This window comes from Plantactinospora soyae (genome assembly GCF_014874095.1).
In the GTDB taxonomy this organism is placed as follows: domain Bacteria; phylum Actinomycetota; class Actinomycetes; order Mycobacteriales; family Micromonosporaceae; genus Plantactinospora; species Plantactinospora soyae.
The window spans coordinates 2,662,993-2,680,743 of record NZ_JADBEB010000001.1; the positions used below are offsets into that span (position 1 = coordinate 2,662,993).

Here is a 17,751-nt window from a genome sequence, read left to right on the forward strand (position 1 = left end):
GCCACCGGTTCGAGGGAGCGTCTTGCAGATTCAGGTGCTGGGGCCGGTGCAGGTGTGCGGCAACGGTCGGACCCTCGACGTCGGGCCCCGCCAGCAGCGGCACGTCCTGGCCGCGCTCGCCGCCGACGTGGGCCGGGCGGTGACCACGGAGATGTTGATGGACCGGGTCTGGGAGCAGGTCCCGCCGGGCGCCCGTCGGACGTTGCACGCGCACATCACCCGGATCCGACGGCTGCTGGAGGGTGCCGCACCGGCCGGTACGCCGCCGACGGTGGTGCGCCGCTCCGGTGGCTACGTACTCGACGTCGACCCGGACCGGATCGATGTCCACCGGATGCGCCGGTTGGTCGGCCAGGCTCGCGTCGCGCGGTGCGGCGACGTCGAACGGGCCGCGTTGCTGCGGGAGGCGGTCGAGCTGTGGCGCGGTGATCCGCTGGGCGGGTTGACCGGGTCGTGGGCGGCGCGGACCCGTGAGCGGTGGCGTCGGGAATACCTCGACACGGTCGTGGCCTGGGCCCACACCGAGGTGCGGTTCGGTGACCCCGGCGCCGTAATCGCCACGCTCAGGGAGCTGACCGGCGAACACCCCCTGGTGGAGTCCCTTGCCGCGGCGCTGATGCAGGCGCTGTACGCCGCCGGCGGGCCCGCCGAGGCCCTGGAGCACTACGCCACCGTCCGCCGACACCTCGCCGACGAACTCGGCGTCGACCCCGGGCCCGACCTGCGGGCGATGCACCAGGCGATCCTGCGCGGTGAACTGGATCCCCTCCGCGATCCTGCCGCCGCCACCCGGCCGGGCGCCGGGGCACCGGTGATACCGCGCCAGTTACCCGCCGACGTGCCAGGCTTCACCGGCCGAGCCGGGCATCTCGCGGAACTCGATGCCCTGTTGACGCGACGGTCCGGGGCGGCGCAGACGGCCGTGGTGATCTCCGCGGTGTCCGGGACCGCCGGGGTGGGCAAGACGGCGCTGGCGGTGCACTGGGCGCACCTCGTCGCCAGGGAGTTTCCCGACGGGCAGCTCTATGTGAACCTTCGCGGGTTCGACCCGGACCGGCGGATGATGGCACCGGTCGACGCGGTCCGCGGCTTCCTCGACGCCCTCGGCGTACCACCCGGGCGCGTTCCGGCGGCGTTGGACGCCCAGGTGGCGCTCTACCGCAGCCTGCTCGCCGACAAGCGGGTCCTGGTCGTACTCGACAATGCCCGTGACGCGGAGCAGGTCCGCCCGCTGCTACCGGCCACCCCCACCGCGCTGGCCGTGGTGACCAGCCGCAACCAGCTCACCCCGCTGCTCGCCGTCGACGGCGCCCGCCCGCTCATCCTCGACATCCTGTCCCCGGCCGAGGCCCGGGACCTGCTGACGTACCGACTTGGCGCGCAGCGGATCGCCGCCGAGCCGGACGTCGTCCGGCAGATCATCGCTGCCTGCGCCCGACTGCCGCTCGCACTGAGCATCGCCGCAGCCCGTGCCCAACAGTCCAGCTTTCCGCTGGCCACTCTCGCGGGCGAGCTGAGCGAGGCCGGTCGACAGCTCGACGCCCTCGACGCCGGCGATCCGGTCAGCCAGGTGCGGGCGGTGTTCTCCTGGTCCGTCACCGCGCTGAGCCCGCCTGCCGCCCGATTGTTCCGGCTGCTGGGGCTGCATCCCGGCCCGGACATCGGCACACCGGCCGCGGCCAGCCTCGCCGGCCATCCCGTGCCCGAGACCCGCCGGCTGCTGGGCGAGTTGACCCGGGCCAACCTCCTGGCCGAACCCGTCCCGGGCCGGTACACCTGTCACGATCTGCTCCGCGCCTATGCCGCCGAACTCGGCCACAGCGCCGAATCCGAGCACGATCGTCTCGGGGCCATCCGGCGGGTCCTCGACCACTACACCCATACCGCCCACGCCGCCGATCGGCTTCTGCACCCGACGCGCGACCCGATCCCGGTGCCGCTCATCCCGCCGGCGACGGGCGCCAGCCCCGCGGATCCCACCGACCACCAGCAGGCGATGGCCTGGCTCAGCACCGAGTACCCGGTCCTGGTGGCCGTTGTCAGGTACGCCGCCGAGACCGGGTCCGACGCGCACGCCTGGCAACTCGCCTGGGCACTCAACACCTTCCTCGACCGGCGGGGACAGTGGCACGACCAGGCCGCCGCCTGGCAGGGCGCCCTGCACGCCGCCGGCCGCCTGCCCGACCCGGCACGGGCCTTCGCCCGCCGCCGTCTCGCCTATGCCGACACCCAACTCGGCCGGCACGATGCCGCGCACACCCACCTCCAGCACGCCCTGGACCTGTACACCCGGGCCGGTGACCTGAGCGGACAGGCGTTCACCCACTACAACCTCGGCTACCTGTTGCAGCGGCAGGACCGGTACGACCAGGCGCTCGACCACAGCCAGCAGGCCCTCGCCCTGCACCGGGCCGCCGGGCACCGGCCAGGACAGGGGCACGCCCTCAACTCGGTCGGCTGGTGTGCCGCCCAGCTCGGCGACCACGCCCAGGCCCTTACCGCCTGCGAGCAGGCGCTCGTCCTGTTCGAGGAGGTCGGCGACGGCCATGGACAGGCAAGCACCTTGGACAGTCTCGGCTACGCCCATCACCATCTCGGCCACCATGCCCAGGCGGTCGACTGCTTTCGGCGGGCGCTCTCGCTGCTGCGTGATCTCGGGCATCGGTACAACGTGGCCGATGTCCTGGACCGTCTCGGCGAAACCCACCAGGCCGCCGGTGATCCCGCCGCCGCCCGTACCGTCTGGACCGAGGCGCTGGACATCCTCACCGACCTCGACCACCCCGACGCGGAGGCCGTCCGGGTCAAGCTCAAGGATCTCGACCAGGTCGCGGTACCGGCCACCGAGCCCGGATGACCGTGGCGGGACCGCCGACCCCGCTATCGCAGGCGCTTCGGTGGAATGTGTACCTGGTCGACCCCGGGCAGTCGGCACAGCTCGGTGTCGAGGTCGGCATCGGCGGCGCGGCCGAGGGCGTCCTCGTCGGCCAGCCGAAGCAGGAACGACTCGTTGAGCAACTCCGGCCTGCCCAGTCCGACCAGCTCGGGCACGTCCTTGAACAGCTCACGGAACCGTTCGGCGGCCTGCTCGCGGGTCTCCAGCCGGACTCCGGCGGCACCCGGTACGGCACGCAGCCTCGCCTCGATCGCCTGTCGCTCGGCGTCGCCGAGGTTGGCGCCGAGGAAGACCCGCACTTCGAGCCGGTCCAGTGTGTCCGGTAGTCCTGGCGGGCTGGGCACGGCCGGGAGATCGGTAACGCACTGGCTGACCGACGTGTGCTTCGGCATGCCGAGGTAGACGATGTCGTCCACGCCAGGCAGCAGGCGTAGCTCGGCGCGGAGTGGGCCGGCGACGGCACGGTCGAAGGCGGCACGGTTGCGCAGGATCAGCCGGAAGGACTCCGGAAGCTGATCGACCTCGACGTCCTTCGGCGCGTCCGGGATGTCCTTCACCATCTCCATGTACCGCGCGTACGCCTCCTCGCTCGACTCGAATACGACGTCCGCCATGCCCGGTACGGCGCGCAGCCTCGCCTCGACCGCCTGCTTCTGCTGCTCGGTCGCGTCGGCCATCAGGAAGACCGCGATGGGTGTGTCCACCAGGTGGGCCGGGGAAGCGGAGCCGGCCAGGCCGACGGTCAGCAGTATTCCCAGGACCAGTAGTGAAGCTGCTCTGCGCACGGATCCGGAGCCTAGTTCGCGGTGTCCAGTCGACCGGGCGGTGAGCGGGTGATTGCTGGAGAATACTGGAACTTGTACCATTCCTTCCCGTGGCCGAGTCCATGGAAATGCTCGAACGTCGGATTGACGCCCTGCGGGCGGAGGTCCGGCGTTCCGTAGTGGCTCGGGACGGCGCGCGTACCAGGGCTCTGCGGGCCGAGCTGCGTACCGCCGAGCGGGTGTGGGAGCAGGCCATCGCCGAGCTGACCGACGAGTCCGATTCCGTCGAGAGTTCGGAGAGTTCGGAGAGTTCGGAACAGTTGGCCGGCGGGTCGTTGGTGCCGGTACGCGAGCAGGTGCACCACGCGCTCATCCTGCTCTCGGTACCGGCCGCGCCGAGACTGGTCGCCGAGGTGCACGCCGCGTTCTTCGGTGGAACGGCGACGAGCCTGGGCGCCAACAAGCTCACCCATTTGCGCCGGGACGAGAAGCGCTCGTTCGAGACGGCGCCGTACGCGCGGCCGTACTATCTCTGTTCCGCGTTGACGGCCGAGCACCTGGCGCCGGCGCGCGGCCTGGTCGCGGTCTCCACCTGGCCGCTGGAACGGCGGATCGTCGGCCCGCTCAGTCCACGGGTCGACTTCCTGACCGCGGCGGCCCGGCTCGCGGAGCGGGCCGGCTCGGTGCCGGACGGCAGCGTCGCGACGGTGAGCCGGCTGCTGTGGCGGTTCGCCACGAACATTCCCGGTGCCACCAGCTCCCGGTCAGGGGTTGCCGGACATGACACAGTGGATCCTGCGGTGGTGATCAGGGCCGCCGAGGCCGAACGCGAGGTGCACGCCGACGCCGACCAGGCGCAGCGGGCATCGGCCGCCGATCGGGCCCGCCGGCAGCTCGACAACGTGCAGCAGCTCTTCGGCAGCCCGCTGCGGACGCTCGAGGGGAAGACGGCATGACGAGCACGAGCATCATCGGTACGAGCGACGGCACCGCCCAGCGGCTGGCCGAGATCCGGGGCGGGGTCCGGCCGACCCGGCACAACGCCCGAACCATCGCCGCGCTGACCAGAAATCCGGGCTGTGCCCGGCGGGCCGTGCTGGACGGTGCGGGGGTGGACAAGCAGCGGCTGGCGGCGTACATCGACTTTCCGTCCCGGTTCGGGCAGTCGCAGTTCGCCCTCGCCCGGGGCAACGCGTTCGAGGCGCAGGTGAAGGCGAACGGCTGCGCCGATCTGTTGAGCCTGTTGCGGGAACGGCTCGGGTTGCCGATCCCGGAGGTGGCGTACGACGACCTGGAGTCGGTGACCGGTCGGGACAAGGAGAGCCCCGAGGTCCGGTACGCCCGCTCGCGCGCCCTGCTGACCCGGGCCGCCTCCGGGGACTCCGGCGCCGGCACGCTCTTCGACCATCCGCTGCTCGGGCTGGAGGTGGCGGGTCAGCGGGTCTATCTTGAGCCGGATCTGATCGCGTTCCAGCACGAGGGCCGGTTCCACGTCGTCGAGATCAAGTCGTTCGCGGTGGTGGACGGGCAGGCCGATCCGAGCAAGGTGTCGGCGGCGGCGATCCAGGCCGCCGTCTACGTACTGGCGATGCGGGAGATGCTGGCCGAATCTGGGTACGACCCGACGATCGTGTCGCATGACGTGGTGCTGGTCTGCCCGCGTGACTTCTCCAACCAGCCGACGGCGGTGCTGGTCGACGTACGCAAGCAGTTGTCGGTGTTGCGGCGGCAGCTCGGCCGGATGACGAAGGTCGACCAGATGCTGGCCGCCCTGCCGGCGAACCTGAGCTTCGACCTGGCGCCGGACGCGGCCGGGGTGCCGACCCGGGCCCCGGACGCGATCGTCGACGCGCTGCACGCGGTCGACGCCCGGTACGCGCCGGACTGCCTCGCGGTCTGCGAGCTGGCGTATTTCTGCCGGAACGAGGCGAAGGGCTGTACCGCCGCCCTCGGCACCTCGGCCCGGGAGGAGCTGGGCGGGATCGAGCGGGTCGAGACCGCGTTGGCGCTGGCCCACGACGAGCTGGCGCCGGCCGAGGACCAGGCGGAGGCGGCGGCACTGCTCCGGTCCGCCGCGCGGCTGCGGGCGGAGTTGATGGCCGGGGTCGGGTTGTGAGCTCGCGTGTCGGCTGGACCTGCGCCGGGGCCGCGCGTCGCGGGGCGGTGGAGTGAGCACACTGACGACGCTGGCCCGGGCCGAGGCGGTGGTGGCCGGGGTCGCGCAGCGGATCACGACGGTACGACACCTGCATCTCGCCGACCGGCCGCTGGTGTTCATCCCGCTGAGCATGGCCGGCGAGGCGAACGCGCCGCTGGCGGCGATGGTCGGCACCGATCCCGGTAACCCGAGACTGCTGGTCGTGCCGCAGCCGCGTAACCGGGACCAGCGGTTCGGGTTCGCGGCCGAGCTGGCCGAGGTGCTGCTGCCGTACCTGGCGAGCTGCCGGGGCGTGACGGAGGTGGTGTCGGCCAACCGGGGCAAGGAGGTCCGCTACCGGTACGTCGACGCGCCGCAGGTGTTGGTGCCGAACTCGGCCGGGGTCGGGTTCGTGCGGCTGTTCGGGCGGTCGACCCGGTTCCGGCGTACCGACGGGGACTATCCGGTGCACCACTCGGTACCGCTGCTGGGGCAGTGGTTGACGTTCCTGGCCGATCGGGCCGAACATCCCGGATCCTCGATGCTGCTGTCGATGACCGAGGCGCTGGGCATGCACTGGGCGACCGGGCAGAGCGGGCTGGAAGACGCGCAGCTCGCGGCGCTGCTGGGCTGGATCGATCCGCCGGACGGGATGACGGGCGCGCAGGCGGCGGCCGCCGCCGAGGACCCGGTCAACTGGCCACCGGCCGGGCCGGCGACCGACCCGACGTTCGACAACGAGATCCTCGGCGGGGCCATCAAGGGGTACGAGGAAGCGGCCGGCGACGTTTCTCGGCAGGCTCGGGCTCGGGACGTACTGGAAGAGGCGTTGCGGGCCCAGATCGAGCCGACCTGGCGGCTGATGTGGCGGGCGATCGCGTTGCTGCGACAGTTGCCGGCCGGGGCGCGGGTGGAGGGGCGCTGGGCCGAGGACCGGGACGCGTTCAGCAACTTCGTGCTGTACGTCGACGGGGGCGGGTATCCGCAGCCGCGCCGGGACGGGGCGGTGAACGCCGCACAGCGGCTGCACCGGATGGAACGGGCCCTACAGTCGTACGCGGTGCAGCGGGCGTACGACGATCCGCTGGTGATGGCCGACCATCGGCTGACCGGGGAAGCGTTCGTGGGCGAGGTGACGTTGGCCCAGCCGAACCGGATCGACGACAGCGGAAAGCGGCGGGTGCTGCGGCCCCGGATCCAGGTGACGACGGCTGATCCGGTGCTGGTCACCCCGGGCGCGGCGATGTTCTGTCCGGCACGGCCGGGGCAGAAGGCGCGGGTGGTGTTCGTGACGCCGGACGGATCCTCGGGCCAGACGGACGTGGTGCTGGAGCTGTCGGGTGGGTTGGGACGGTCGTTGAGTCCGGCGCCGGGAAGCGTGCCGGAGGTGGGGGACCGGCTCTGCTACACGACGCTCTCCGACTCGTACATGCCACCGGGGGAGTTCCCGGGGCGGGACGAGACGCCGTGGACGCATGGCGGGCCGCCGACGGCGTACGAGGATGCCGCCGAGCCGACGGTCCAGGAGGCCGGGGAGGAGTGGTCGTGAGCGAGCCGACCGGCGAAATGATCGTCTATCGCACCGACGATGGGCGTACGGAGATCCAACTGCGGGCTGTAGACGGCACGGTCTGGCTCACCCAGGCCGAGATCGCGACGCTCTTTGACACTCAGGTGCCCAACATCAACAAACACATCTCCTCGATCCTGTCCGACAGAGAACAGGGCGAAGCAACTATTTCCTCGCAGGAAATAGTTCGCCAGGAGGGTGCCCGGCAGGTCCGGCGGACCGTGCAGGTCTACAACCTGGAGATGATCCTGGCCATCGGTTACCGGGTCAGGTCGACGCGGGCGGTGCAGTTCCGGCAGTGGGCGACGACAGTCCTGCGGGAGTATCTGGTCAAGGGCTTCGCGCTCAACGACGAGCGGTTGAAGCAGCCCGGTGGCCATGACTACTTCGACGAGCTGCTCGCCCGGATCCGGGACATCCGGGCGTCGGAGAAGCGTTTCTACCAGAAGGTACGGGACCTGTTCGCCCAGACCAGCGTCGACTACGACGGTACGACCGAGCTGGCCCGTACGTTCTTCGCCACGATTCAGAACAAGCTGGTCTACGCGGTCACCGGGCACACCGCAGCCGAGTTGATCGTGGCGCGCGCCGACCCTGAGACGCCGAACATGGGCCTGACCAACTGGGGTGGGTCGCGGGTACGCAAGAGCGACGTGACCGTGTCGAAGAACTACCTGAACGGCAGCGAGATCGACGAACTGAACCGGCTGACCACGATGTTCCTCGACTTCGCCGAGGATCGGACCCGGCGACGCCAGCAGATCCGGATGGCCGAGTGGATGACCCAGGCCGACCGCTTCCTCGACTTCAACGAGCGCCAGGTACTTGGCAACGCGGGCCGGATCTCGCAGACCGACATGCAGAAGATCGCTCACGAGCGATTCGATGACTTCGACTCCCAGCGCCGAGCCCGGGAGTTGGCGGAGGCGGATCGCGAGGCCGCTGAGGAGTTCGCCGCGCTGGAGGCCGAAGCCCGCCGGCTATTGATCGAGGGGCCCGACGACGATGAGCAGCAGTAACTTCCTGACTTCTCCATCGGCAGTCGATCGAGTGGTCCGGGACGGTCGTTCGGGGCTGGTGTTGCCGCCGGGGGAGGCGGCGGGGCGGGTGATCGCCGAGGTGCTGGCGGACCTGCACAGTGGGGAGCATCGGGGGGTTGTCGTCGACTCGCCGCCCGGGGCGGGAAAGTCGACGCTGGTGGTGCGGGCGGCGGGGGAGCTGGCCGAGGCCGGTGAGCCGCTTATCGTCATCGCGCAGACGAATGAGCAGGTCGACGACCTGATCGGGCGGCTGGCCCAGGCCCAGCCGGAGCTGCCGATCGGGAGACTCTCCGCGAACGAGTACACCGCGACAGAGCGGATCAAGAACTACTCGACGGTCCGGGTCGCGGCGAAGGTCGCGGATCTCGGTGGTTCCTCCGTGATCATCGGTACGGCCGCCAAGTGGGCGCTGGTGCCGGAGGGGCGCTGGCCGTGGGCGATCGTGGACGAGGCGTACCAGATGCGGTCCGATGCGCTGCTGCGGGTGGCGGGGCGATTCGACCGGGCGTTGTTCGTGGGTGATCCGGGGCAGCTCGACCCGTTCTCGACTGTGGAGACCGGGCGGTGGACCGGTCTGACCTGGGATCCGATGCAGTCTGCGGTGGCGGCGCTGTTGCGGCACAACCCGGAGCTGCCGGTGCACCGGTTACCGGTGTCGTGGCGGCTGCCGGCGTCGGCGGCTCCGGTGGTGGCGGAGGCGTTCTATCCGTTCACCGGGTTCTCGGCGGGTACGACTGCCGCGCAGCGGTCGCTTTCGTTCACTACCACTGGGTTCGGGGGTGGGGCGGAGGACGAGGCGCTGGAGTTGGCGGCGTCGACCGGGTGGGCGCTGTACGAGCTGCCGGCTCGGCACACGTTGCGTACGGATGGGGAGGCTGCGGCGGCCTGTGCGCGGCTGGCGTTGCGGCTGCTGGAGCGGGGCGCGGTGGCGGTGTCGGAGCGGGCGCCGGGGGGTGTGGCAGTGACGGCTGACCGGATCGCGATCGGGGCTGCCCATCGGGACCAGGTCGCGGCGATCCGCTCGCGGCTCGGGGCGGTTGGTGCGGGGATCACTGTCGACACGGCGAACCGGTTGCAGGGGCGGGAGTACGACGTGACGATCGTGCTGCATCCGTTGTCGGGGCGGCGGGACGCTACGGCGTTTCACCTGGAGGCGGGGCGGTTGTGCGTGCTGACGTCTCGGCATCGACACGCGTGTGTGGTGGTGGCGCGGGCGGGGATCGCCGAGTTGTTGGACGCGCATCCGTCGACCGAGCCGGTGCATTTGAACGTACCGGTCAGGTTTCCGGACGGCTGGGAGGCGAACCAGGCGGTGATGGCGTACCTAACTCGGTAGCCTCTCCGCGACCTTGGTCGCCAGTGCGGTGGCAAGCTCACACCTGGCTTTTTCTGGTCCGTCGAAACTGACGCCCACATGTACCAGCTCGACGGTACGCACACCACTAGGGCGATCCAGTGGCCGGTAGGCGAACTCGACATTGCAGTCCGGCAGAGTTCGGTAACTGTCGTTCTCGCCGCCGGCGAATGGGTCAACGACGGCTGGACGCCCTGCGATTGTGGTGGCGACCGCACCGGTGCTTTTCGCCTCAGGCGGAAAGCTTCGATTGAATGCCACGTACACGTGGGGATCGCTGACGGTTTCTTTCCCCCACGTACAATGGTGGCCATTGTAGCCCGGGTATACCTGCGTTCGATCGATGCCGGGCACCTCGTGGGTCTCGGTGTGGTTCAGTAGTCGGCAGGCATCGAGTTTAGCGAGGGAGTTTGGCGGATGGTTGGCTGGCGTGAGCTGGCCTTGCCTCAGCTGCGGCAGCATCGCATCGAGTACGGCATCCGCAACCTGGCAGCGAGTGGATTCTGCGTCCGCTGCCACCGCTAGATTGATCGCCGCTGCGGGGGAGACGACGATGGACCGTCGGCACCAGTTCGGGTCTCCGTCTCTGTACACGGTCACGCCGTGACGGATGCTCGGCGCCATGGACAGGCTGGAAAGGTCAAAGTCAAAGCCGACAGAGATACGGACCTGGTCGCCCGCCGGTGAGGAAATCTCGCCGTTACAGCCGGTGAATCTGAAATCTATCTCGATTTCGGCATCACCGAACTTCGAGAGCACCTGGGAGTCCAGTAATCCGCAGGGGTCGGAGTTTGACAATTGTTCGGCTGTGATCGTGATGCCGCTGCTGGGTGGCACCGTGACGGTGGCGATAATGGACGCAGGAGGTGGCTGTTCTGGTGGTGCAGATTCCGTTGTGCATCCAGCCAGTAACAACACCACGGACGCGAGTACCGGCCACAGGGACGTAGCTGCTCCTCGACGGCGACGCGCACTGATCATGGCTAGATGCTAACCCCGGTCTTTCATGGCGGCCGTGATCTTGACTCGACTTCGACCGCCATTCTGGGTTCTGGGCGGATCGTCACGGAGGTCTGGTGCTCGTCCAGCAGACGATCTCGCCTCCGGTGCGTGCGGTGCCTGTGGCACAGTCCTGAGTGTGCCGTTGAACGAGCTGCCGAACTGGTTGCCGGCTTGGTGTCTTGACCATCTGGGCGGTGAACCCGCCGGCGTGCTGTTCCAGTCGCGACAGGTCTCGATGGTGTTCGGTCTGCGGTTGGCCGGTGGCAGGGACGTCGTGGTCAAGGCGCGCGCCGACGACGGCCGGGCCTCGTCGTGTGTCGCGGCGCAGGCCTGGCTGGCCGAGCGCGGGTTTGCGTGTGCCCGGCCGCTCACGCCGGTGGTCGGTGTCGGTGCACTGGCCGTGCACGCCGAGGAATTCCGGCCCGGCGGCGAGGTGTTGCACGGGGACTCTCCGGACATCGCTGTGCGCTGCGCGGAGCTGTTCGCCCGGCTGATGGCCGAACTTGCCGGTGTGCCCGTCGCGCCGCCGCTGCCAAATCCGCCCTGGGTGCGCTGGGACCACACCGATTCCGGGGTGTGGCCGGCGATCGACTTTCTCGACGGCCGGGACCAAAGTGTCGTGTCCGAGCACATTGTCGATACGGCTGAGCGGGCCCGGAAGCGTCTGCTGGCCGCCGGCTTGCCGTGCGTGCTCGGCCACGCCGACTTCGAGGCGCAGAACCTGCGGTGGCAGGGTTGGCAGGTAGCTACGGTGCACGACTGGGACAGCCTGGCGTGGCAGCCGGAGGCGGCACTTGTGGGAGCGGCGAGTGGGTCGTTCGCCAGTTCCGGGCCGCCCACGCTGGCGCCGATCGAAAGCTCCGAGGCGTTCCTGGTGGCTTATCAAGACATTCGAGGGCGCCCGTTCACGGCCGTGGAGTTGGAAATCGCATGGGCGGCCAGCTTGTGGATGGCTGCGTACAACGCCCGAGAGATGGCACTGTGCGGTGGCGCTCCGCAGGGCGCCGATGCGCTTCGGGCGCAGGCAGCCGAACGCCTCCGCCGGGCTAATGCCTAACATCAGCACAGCCTCGAAAGCTCCCCGCTTACGGCGATTTTGGCCTCAAGGAAACCTCAGGCGGCGGTAGCGCGTGCGGCGGCGTACACGTCAGGCGGGAGAGGGTGGGCAAGCCGCCAGACAATCCGCATTGGACGGTCGTTGGTGTGTGAGCTGTACGTCATGGGGCCGGCGTACAGGTACGGCGGGGCACCCAGGTCGCCGTCGCGTACTTTGGTCTCTCGGACGAAGAGGTGCACGGTCGACCCGAGGCCGCCATGGTGGATGTAGCGCTGGCCGGTCGGCGACCCGCTTGAGGTGGTGCTCTGGGACTCCCATTGGAAGAGTTCCTCGGTGATGGCCCGGTCGGCGTACATCGTGGTGGGCGAGTAGTGGTGCTCGGATTTGACCAGGGTGACAAAGAACAGGTCTGCCCGCTCGCTTGGGACCCACTTCACACCCTCCCGGAGCTGGGTCGGGTTGGACACACCGAAGCCGGCGCAGGCCTCGTCTCGGCTGTAGTGGGCGTGCGGCCGTAGCGGTACGGTTGCCGACACCTGTCCGAGGGTGATGCGGTGGATCCGTTCCCGGAGGACCTCAGCGACTTGGGCGATCTCCTCACAGCGGTCCGGATGTTTCCACAGCCGGCGTAATCCTTCGTCCGTCCGGTCGAGGGGAATCTTGTTGCCCCAAAGTGCGACGTGTAGCAGATCGGCGAGCCGGTCGGTGCCTGAGCGTCCACCAGCGGCAACTCCCTGAAGCAGCTCAAGTCGGTCTGTGTCGTCCAGATGCAGCATGCGACCGATGGCGGCCCCGAGCGTGACGTCATCCGGACCGGGATGCGTACGGCTTAGACCGGCACGGCGCCGTAGCCCGGTCCAGCCACCGAGTGACTTGCGACGGTAGACATCCTCCACCTCCAAGCCGGTCTCCCGAAGAAAGTCGGCGAGTGTGACATTCCCGAGTTCGCGCAGTTCGGCGGTGAGAGTCGATGTCGAGTTGGGCAACGCCGATCGTAGGTTGGCCAGCACGATGTCCTTGGCCACGCGGTCAAGCTCGATGTGACAGCCGCTGGGCAGGTGGGGAAAGTCGTACTCGACAGCGTTGGTCAGGGCTCGGCGGCTGACGCCGGTCAGCGCCCGCCACCGAAGGTCAAAGCGGAAGTTGGCGTGCTGCCCACCGATGAAGTCGAGGACGGTGAGGCAGGCTTTGCCGTAGTCGAGCCGAAGGCCACGGCCAAGTTGCTGAAGGAAGATCGTTGCGCTCTCGGTGGGGCGCAGCAGCAGGATCGTATCGACCATCGGCAGGTCGACGCCCTCGTTGAACAGGTCAACGGTGAAAAGCACCCGCAGCTCGCCGCGCCGAAACTGGTCGAGCAAGCGTACGCGGTCAGCAGGATCGACTCGTGACGTCACCGCTGCGGACGGCACTCCCGATCCAGCAAACCGCTCGGCCATGAACTCGGCGTGGGCGATACTGACGCAGAACCCCAGCGCGCGCATGTTACCCACGTCGACCTTGTCGCGTACCGCCTGGAGGATCTTCGAAACGCGTGCATCGTCGCCGGTATAGAGATTGCTCAGCTCACTGAGGTCGTAGCCCTGTCCACGGCGCCACCGCAGCGTTGCGAGATCCACGTCGTCATGCAGGCCGAAGTACTGGAATGGCGCAAGGAGCTGTCGTTCCAGCGCCTCCCAGAGGTGAAGCTCGACCGCCGTACGTCCACCGAACCATCGGCGCACGTCTCCGCCGTCGGCTCGGTCAGGAGTGGCGGTCAGCCCGAGGAGTTCGCGCGGCTGTAGTCGCCCCAGGAGACGGGCATACGTTGGCGCTTCGGCGTGGTGAAACTCGTCCACGATCACCATGTCGAACCGGTGCGGCGGTAGGTCCTCGTCGACAAGCCGGTGCAGGGATTGGACGGAGGCGAAGACATAGCGCCAGTCTTGCGGCTTCTCCCCACCGACCAGAACCTCGCCGAAACTGCCGTCGCGGAGGACCTGCCGAAATACCGAGCGGCTTTGCCGAAGAATCTGCTCCTGGTGAGCCACGAAGAGCAGCGAGTTGACGCTGCGATCCCGTCGAAGGTCGCGGTAGTCCAGGGCAGCGACGACGGTCTTGCCGGTGCCGGTCGCCATGACGACCAGGTTGCGGTGTCGACCATGGACCAGGCGCTCGGCTGCGAGATCGGCGAGGACGCTCCGCTGGTAGCCGTACGGGTGAACGTCGATATTAGCGATTTCGACGTCGAGGCTGTCGCTGTCGACCAACCGCTGGCCACGCGGCCGGTGGTGCCGGCGCTCGCTGCGCAGCGCTTGCCGGAGCCGATCCCCGTCCTCAGCCGGGACGTACGTCTCGAACGCGGGGTCGTTCCAGTAGTCGGTGAACGTCGCGTCGAAGGTGTCGATGACGTGCGGCTGCTCCAGGCTAGATACCCGGATGTTCCACTCCAGGCCATCGACCAGGGCAGCGCGGGAGAGGTTCGACGAGCCGACGTACGCGGTCGCTACGCCGTTGTCGCGTCGGAAGAGCCAGGCCTTGGCGTGTAGCCGCGTGGTCTTCGTCTCGTACGAAATTTTGATCTCGGCGCCCAGCTCGGCTAGCCGGTCCACTGCGCGCTGATCAGTTGCCCCGAGGTAGGACGTGGTGATGACGCGGAGCCGGCTGCCTCGGGCGGTTAGCTCCCGGATCGGCCGTTCCAGCATGCGCACGCCGGGCCAGGTGATGAAGGCGCAGAGAAGATCGACTTGATCTGCGGAGGCCATCTCGTAACCAACTTCGTGGCCGATGCGCGGTTGGTGCCGGCCATTGACCAGTAGGGCGCCAGTGGACAACGGCGTGCTGGGACGAGCCGGGAAGTGTGTTCCGGCCGGCGGCGTCGGGGGATGAGCGATAGCGGTCAGAAGCTGCCGGTGGGCCTCCGTCACCTGGTCGTCATCGCCGGCTGCTCGTGGCTCGATAGCAGCAATGCTTTCGGCAATCCTGTTTGCTATCTCGATTTGCCGGCCGAGCCGCTGGGGGTCCTGGCTGCCAGCGACCGCGTTCAGTGCGCGGATGGCCAGGCCGGCGATGTGCCGGGCGAGCACCTTGTCAGCATCGGCCGGGTCAAGGTCGTCTCTCTGGACCAGGGTGGGATCCACATGCTGGAGCTTGCTTGCGAGCTCGTTGGTGATGAGGTGTTCGTAGATGCCGCGTGCCAGCTCCGTCACCTCGACGAGGTTAGACCCTCAGACAAAGATCCGGATCAAGACGAAGTCTGGATGCCAGTCGTTCGTTCAGTCGGAGAGAGTCGGCGGCGATAGCTGAGCCTCGCCCAGATGTTCGAGCCGTGCCAGGCGTCGCCGAGCCCGGGCGTGCCGCTGCCGATGATGTTTGGCTCGACGCGTTATGAGGGTCGTAGGCGTGCCAACTCCTCTGCCAGCCGACGCCATTGGAAGTCCTTGCTTGGCGCTACCGGCCGCAGCGCTTCGGACGGAGTGAACACGACTCCGGTATCGCTGAGGACCTGCACGTGGCGCCTGTACGCGGGATGTGTGGTGAGCGCCTTCTTGGCGTACGGGGAGACGAGGATGGGCAGCCGCAGCCCGAGCAGTTCGTTGAGAAGGCCGAGGGCGAAGTTGTCGCTGATGCCGAGCGCCCACTTGTTGATCGTGTTGAACGTCGCTGGTGCGACCAGGACCGCGTTCGCATCCGGAAGCGCGCCGGGCGCACCTGGCCTCCGCCAGGCTGAGCGCACCGGATAGCCGGTCTTCTCAGCCAACACCCTGGTGTCGATCCAGGTCGCCGCCATCGGCGTGGTGATCACACAGACCGTCCAGGCGTCCGCCATCAGGAGCTCGACGAGTTCGCTGACCTCTAGAACCGGGGGCGCGGCGCAGACCACGACGTACAGGACAGGACGTTGTTCCGTCACGTCAGCAGTCCAACGGCGGTTGTGAAGCAGCAGGACATCTGCTACCTCACCTCGGCGGTGGTGATGATCTGCCTGGCAGGTCTACAACCCTCGGCACAACATGCTGGCTCTGTTCGTTGATGAAGCCGTTCTGCATGTCGATGACGACCAGCACCGCCCGTTCAACGTTCATGTGCCGAGCCTGCCAACGCCTCTGCGGCCTGGACCGCTGCAAGCAACTGCCCTGCCAGGGCCGGTGTGGCAGCGAGGGTTACGGACGAATCGTAGGTGTACTCCGTGCCGTCACGATCGAGGATTCGCGCGCCGGCCTCGCGGGCGATGGCGACACCTGCGGTCATGTCCCAGGGGTGATTGGAAAGGGTCAAGGCGGCATCGAGCTTTCCCTCGGCGAGCCAGGCGAGGTCGAGTGCTGCCGAGCCGGTCATTCGTACCCGCTGCACCTCTTCGGCGAGTTGGGCGGTCAGTGCCAGGCGCAGGCGGTTCTTGCCCGACGCGTCGGGACCGACGGCATAATCACCGATCGCCACGATGGCCTCGCTGAGGATTGCCGTGCTGCTGACCTCGATCGGCTGGCCGTTCACGTACGCGCCCTCACCCTCGGCGGCCGTGTACCGGCTGCCGAGAAAGGGCAGGTCGATGACGCCAAGGACTGGCCGCTGGTGGTGAATCAGACCGAGCGACACCCCGCACAGCGGAAGCCTGCGGACGAAGTTGGCCGTGCCATCGATCGGATCAAGGGACCAGCGCAACTCGCCGGACCCGCTGGACCCTTCCTCCTCGCCGAGGAAGCCGATTTCTGGCGTCAGATCCCGCAGGAGGGCGCGAAGCTCCCGTTCGATCCGGTAGTCGAGCTCGGAGGCAACGTCCCGGTCTCCCTTTGTGGTGAGTGCACCGGGTGTCTGTCGCCGCATCAGGGTGCTGGCCTGCTCGATGGCTTTGACGGCGATCGGCAGCAACTCGCGGTATGCCGTCACAGCTGCCGGCCCTGCTCCCACTGGGAGTCGAAGACCTGCTCGAACACTGGATAGAGCCCTTCCGGTGACTCGCCCTGCCGGATTACGAACGCGGGCGCGTCGACACCTCGACTGTCTGGAAGGTACGGCTGAGCTATGCAGAGGTCGTCCACGATGACGATGTTGAACCGGATCGTCTGGTTGTAGGTGGCGACGCCCAGCTGACCCTTCAGGCCATCGGGTAGCCGGTCGCGAACCCTCAGCAGCGTCTCGATGTTCAGCTTGGTCAGCGCGGCGAGGTGACCCTCCGGAAATCCCTCCTCGGCTTCTCGGACCTTGACCGCCGAGCCGTCTGGATCGAGAAATAAGCAGCGGGCGTGCGTGCCCGTCTCAATGAGTTCACGCCATCGGCGGTCGGCGTAGTGCTGGCACAGCAGGTTGAGGGAAAGACCTACTGCTCGTACCTGCTGGGCACCAGACAGCAGATTTTCGCAGGGTAGGTGCGTGGAAAGTTCAGCGCGGGTTCGGTACACCGCTGTTACCCCGGCAAGGTGTTCGGTCGGTACGGAGCCACGGACTTCCTGGCACTGCTCGGCCGTAACCTCTCGCTGTCCGTCGAGGAGCCGATTGGCCCCGAGCAGCACGTCACCCGGGGGGACCGTGGCGGTCTCCCAGGAGCTGATCATTTCGGCGGTTGGTTTCCACCGCAGTGCCTGCCCGAGCGCCTCGGCGAACTGCTCGGGAGTCAGCCCCAGCCCAGTCCGAGCCTGAGTGACCTGCCGACGAGCGATGGTGGCCAGGTCTGACCCCTCGTCACAATCGGTCGCGGGCACAGTGCTTTCCGAGGCGCCGAGGATCGAGCTGAATCTGCTCCGCGCATCGCCCTCGGCCTGGGCGAGCGAGGTGTCGAGGGCGGCTTGCATTTCGGGGCGTGGGTAGACACCTACCTGGCCGGCTTCCCATTTGGAAACGGTTCGCTCGCTGACGCCGAGGTGCTCAGCGAAGTCGCGAATGCTCATCCGCAATGCGTGACGCAACGCGCGGGTCTCGCGACCGGTCCACCGCTGCACGGTTGTCATCAAATCGTCT

At 68.2% G+C, this 17,751-nt stretch carries 14 protein-coding genes; 7 read left to right on the forward strand and 7 right to left on the reverse strand.

The window, feature by feature from the left end; genetic code table 11:
• The first annotated feature begins 22 nt into the window (after nt 1-22).
• Complete coding sequence (locus H4W31_RS11920) at nt 23-2,857, forward strand: AfsR/SARP family transcriptional regulator (RefSeq protein WP_192766722.1); 2,835 nt, start codon at nt 23-25, stop codon at nt 2,855-2,857.
• Nucleotides 2,858-2,880: 23 nt separating this feature from the next.
• On the opposite strand, the gene H4W31_RS11925 is transcribed toward H4W31_RS11920, so the two are convergent.
• Entirely contained in the window at nt 2,881-3,681 is an 801-nt protein-coding gene (locus H4W31_RS11925) for a permease-like cell division protein FtsX (RefSeq protein ID WP_192766723.1), read from the reverse strand.
• Between the two features lie 89 nt (nt 3,682-3,770).
• Between H4W31_RS11925 and H4W31_RS11930 the strand changes: the two genes are divergently transcribed.
• The 5 genes from H4W31_RS11930 to H4W31_RS11950 are packed head-to-tail and all read left to right on the forward strand — an operon-like array spanning nt 3,771 to nt 9,743.
• Entirely contained in the window at nt 3,771-4,616 is an 846-nt protein-coding gene (locus H4W31_RS11930) for a hypothetical protein (RefSeq protein WP_192766724.1), read from the forward strand.
• Nucleotides 4,613-5,776: a hypothetical protein gene (locus tag H4W31_RS11935; RefSeq protein ID WP_192766725.1), complete on the forward strand. Its 1,164-nt coding sequence runs from the start codon at nt 4,613-4,615 to the stop codon at nt 5,774-5,776. The genes H4W31_RS11930 and H4W31_RS11935 overlap by 4 nt, the downstream gene beginning before the upstream one ends.
• Nucleotides 5,777-5,828: 52 nt before the next feature.
• Nucleotides 5,829-7,346, forward strand: a complete 1,518-nt coding sequence (locus H4W31_RS11940) for a hypothetical protein (protein WP_192766726.1) — start codon at nt 5,829-5,831, stop codon at nt 7,344-7,346.
• Nucleotides 7,343-8,386, forward strand: a complete 1,044-nt coding sequence (locus H4W31_RS11945) for a virulence RhuM family protein (protein WP_318783141.1) — start codon at nt 7,343-7,345, stop codon at nt 8,384-8,386. Before H4W31_RS11940 ends, H4W31_RS11945 begins: the two co-directional genes overlap by 4 nt.
• Nucleotides 8,373-9,743, forward strand: coding sequence for an AAA domain-containing protein (locus H4W31_RS11950; RefSeq protein WP_192766727.1), 1,371 nt, complete (start codon nt 8,373-8,375; stop codon nt 9,741-9,743). Before H4W31_RS11945 ends, H4W31_RS11950 begins: the two co-directional genes overlap by 14 nt.
• On the opposite strand, the gene H4W31_RS11955 is transcribed toward H4W31_RS11950, so the two are convergent.
• Nucleotides 9,732-10,742 (reverse strand): DUF3558 domain-containing protein, encoded by a 1,011-nt coding sequence (locus H4W31_RS11955; protein WP_192766728.1) that lies wholly within the window; start codon nt 10,740-10,742, stop codon nt 9,732-9,734. The genes H4W31_RS11950 and H4W31_RS11955 overlap by 12 nt on opposite strands.
• 157 nt (nt 10,743-10,899) lie before the next feature.
• Here H4W31_RS11955 and H4W31_RS11960 point away from each other — a divergent pair, with 157 nt between their 5' ends.
• A complete protein-coding gene (locus H4W31_RS11960) occupies nt 10,900-11,820 on the forward strand; it encodes a phosphotransferase (RefSeq protein ID WP_192766729.1) in 921 nt (306 codons plus the stop codon).
• A 56-nt stretch (nt 11,821-11,876) separates the two neighbouring features.
• Here H4W31_RS11960 and H4W31_RS11965 read toward each other — a convergent pair whose 3' ends face one another.
• The 5 genes from H4W31_RS11965 to H4W31_RS11980 all read right to left on the reverse strand — a co-directional run bounded on the left by H4W31_RS11965 (nt 11,877) and on the right by H4W31_RS11980 (nt 17,741).
• Complete coding sequence (locus H4W31_RS11965; RefSeq protein WP_192766730.1) at nt 11,877-15,005, reverse strand: DUF3427 domain-containing protein; 3,129 nt, start codon at nt 15,003-15,005, stop codon at nt 11,877-11,879.
• 176 nt (nt 15,006-15,181) lie between these two features.
• Nucleotides 15,182-15,709, reverse strand: coding sequence for a flavoprotein (locus tag H4W31_RS11970; RefSeq protein ID WP_192766731.1), 528 nt, complete (start codon nt 15,707-15,709; stop codon nt 15,182-15,184).
• Nucleotides 15,710-15,755: 46 nt separating this feature from the next.
• The gene (locus tag H4W31_RS42685) at nt 15,756-15,881 is read right to left on the reverse strand and encodes a hypothetical protein (protein ID WP_318783142.1); all 126 of its coding nucleotides are present in this window, start codon (nt 15,879-15,881) and stop codon (nt 15,756-15,758) included.
• Nucleotides 15,871-16,683, reverse strand: a complete 813-nt coding sequence (locus H4W31_RS11975) for an inositol monophosphatase family protein (protein WP_192766732.1) — start codon at nt 16,681-16,683, stop codon at nt 15,871-15,873. Before H4W31_RS11975 ends, H4W31_RS42685 begins: the two co-directional genes overlap by 11 nt.
• Nucleotides 16,680-17,741: a DUF5919 domain-containing protein gene (locus tag H4W31_RS11980; RefSeq protein WP_192766733.1), complete on the reverse strand. Its 1,062-nt coding sequence runs from the start codon at nt 17,739-17,741 to the stop codon at nt 16,680-16,682. Before H4W31_RS11980 ends, H4W31_RS11975 begins: the two co-directional genes overlap by 4 nt.
• Nucleotides 17,742-17,751: the final 10 nt, after the last annotated feature.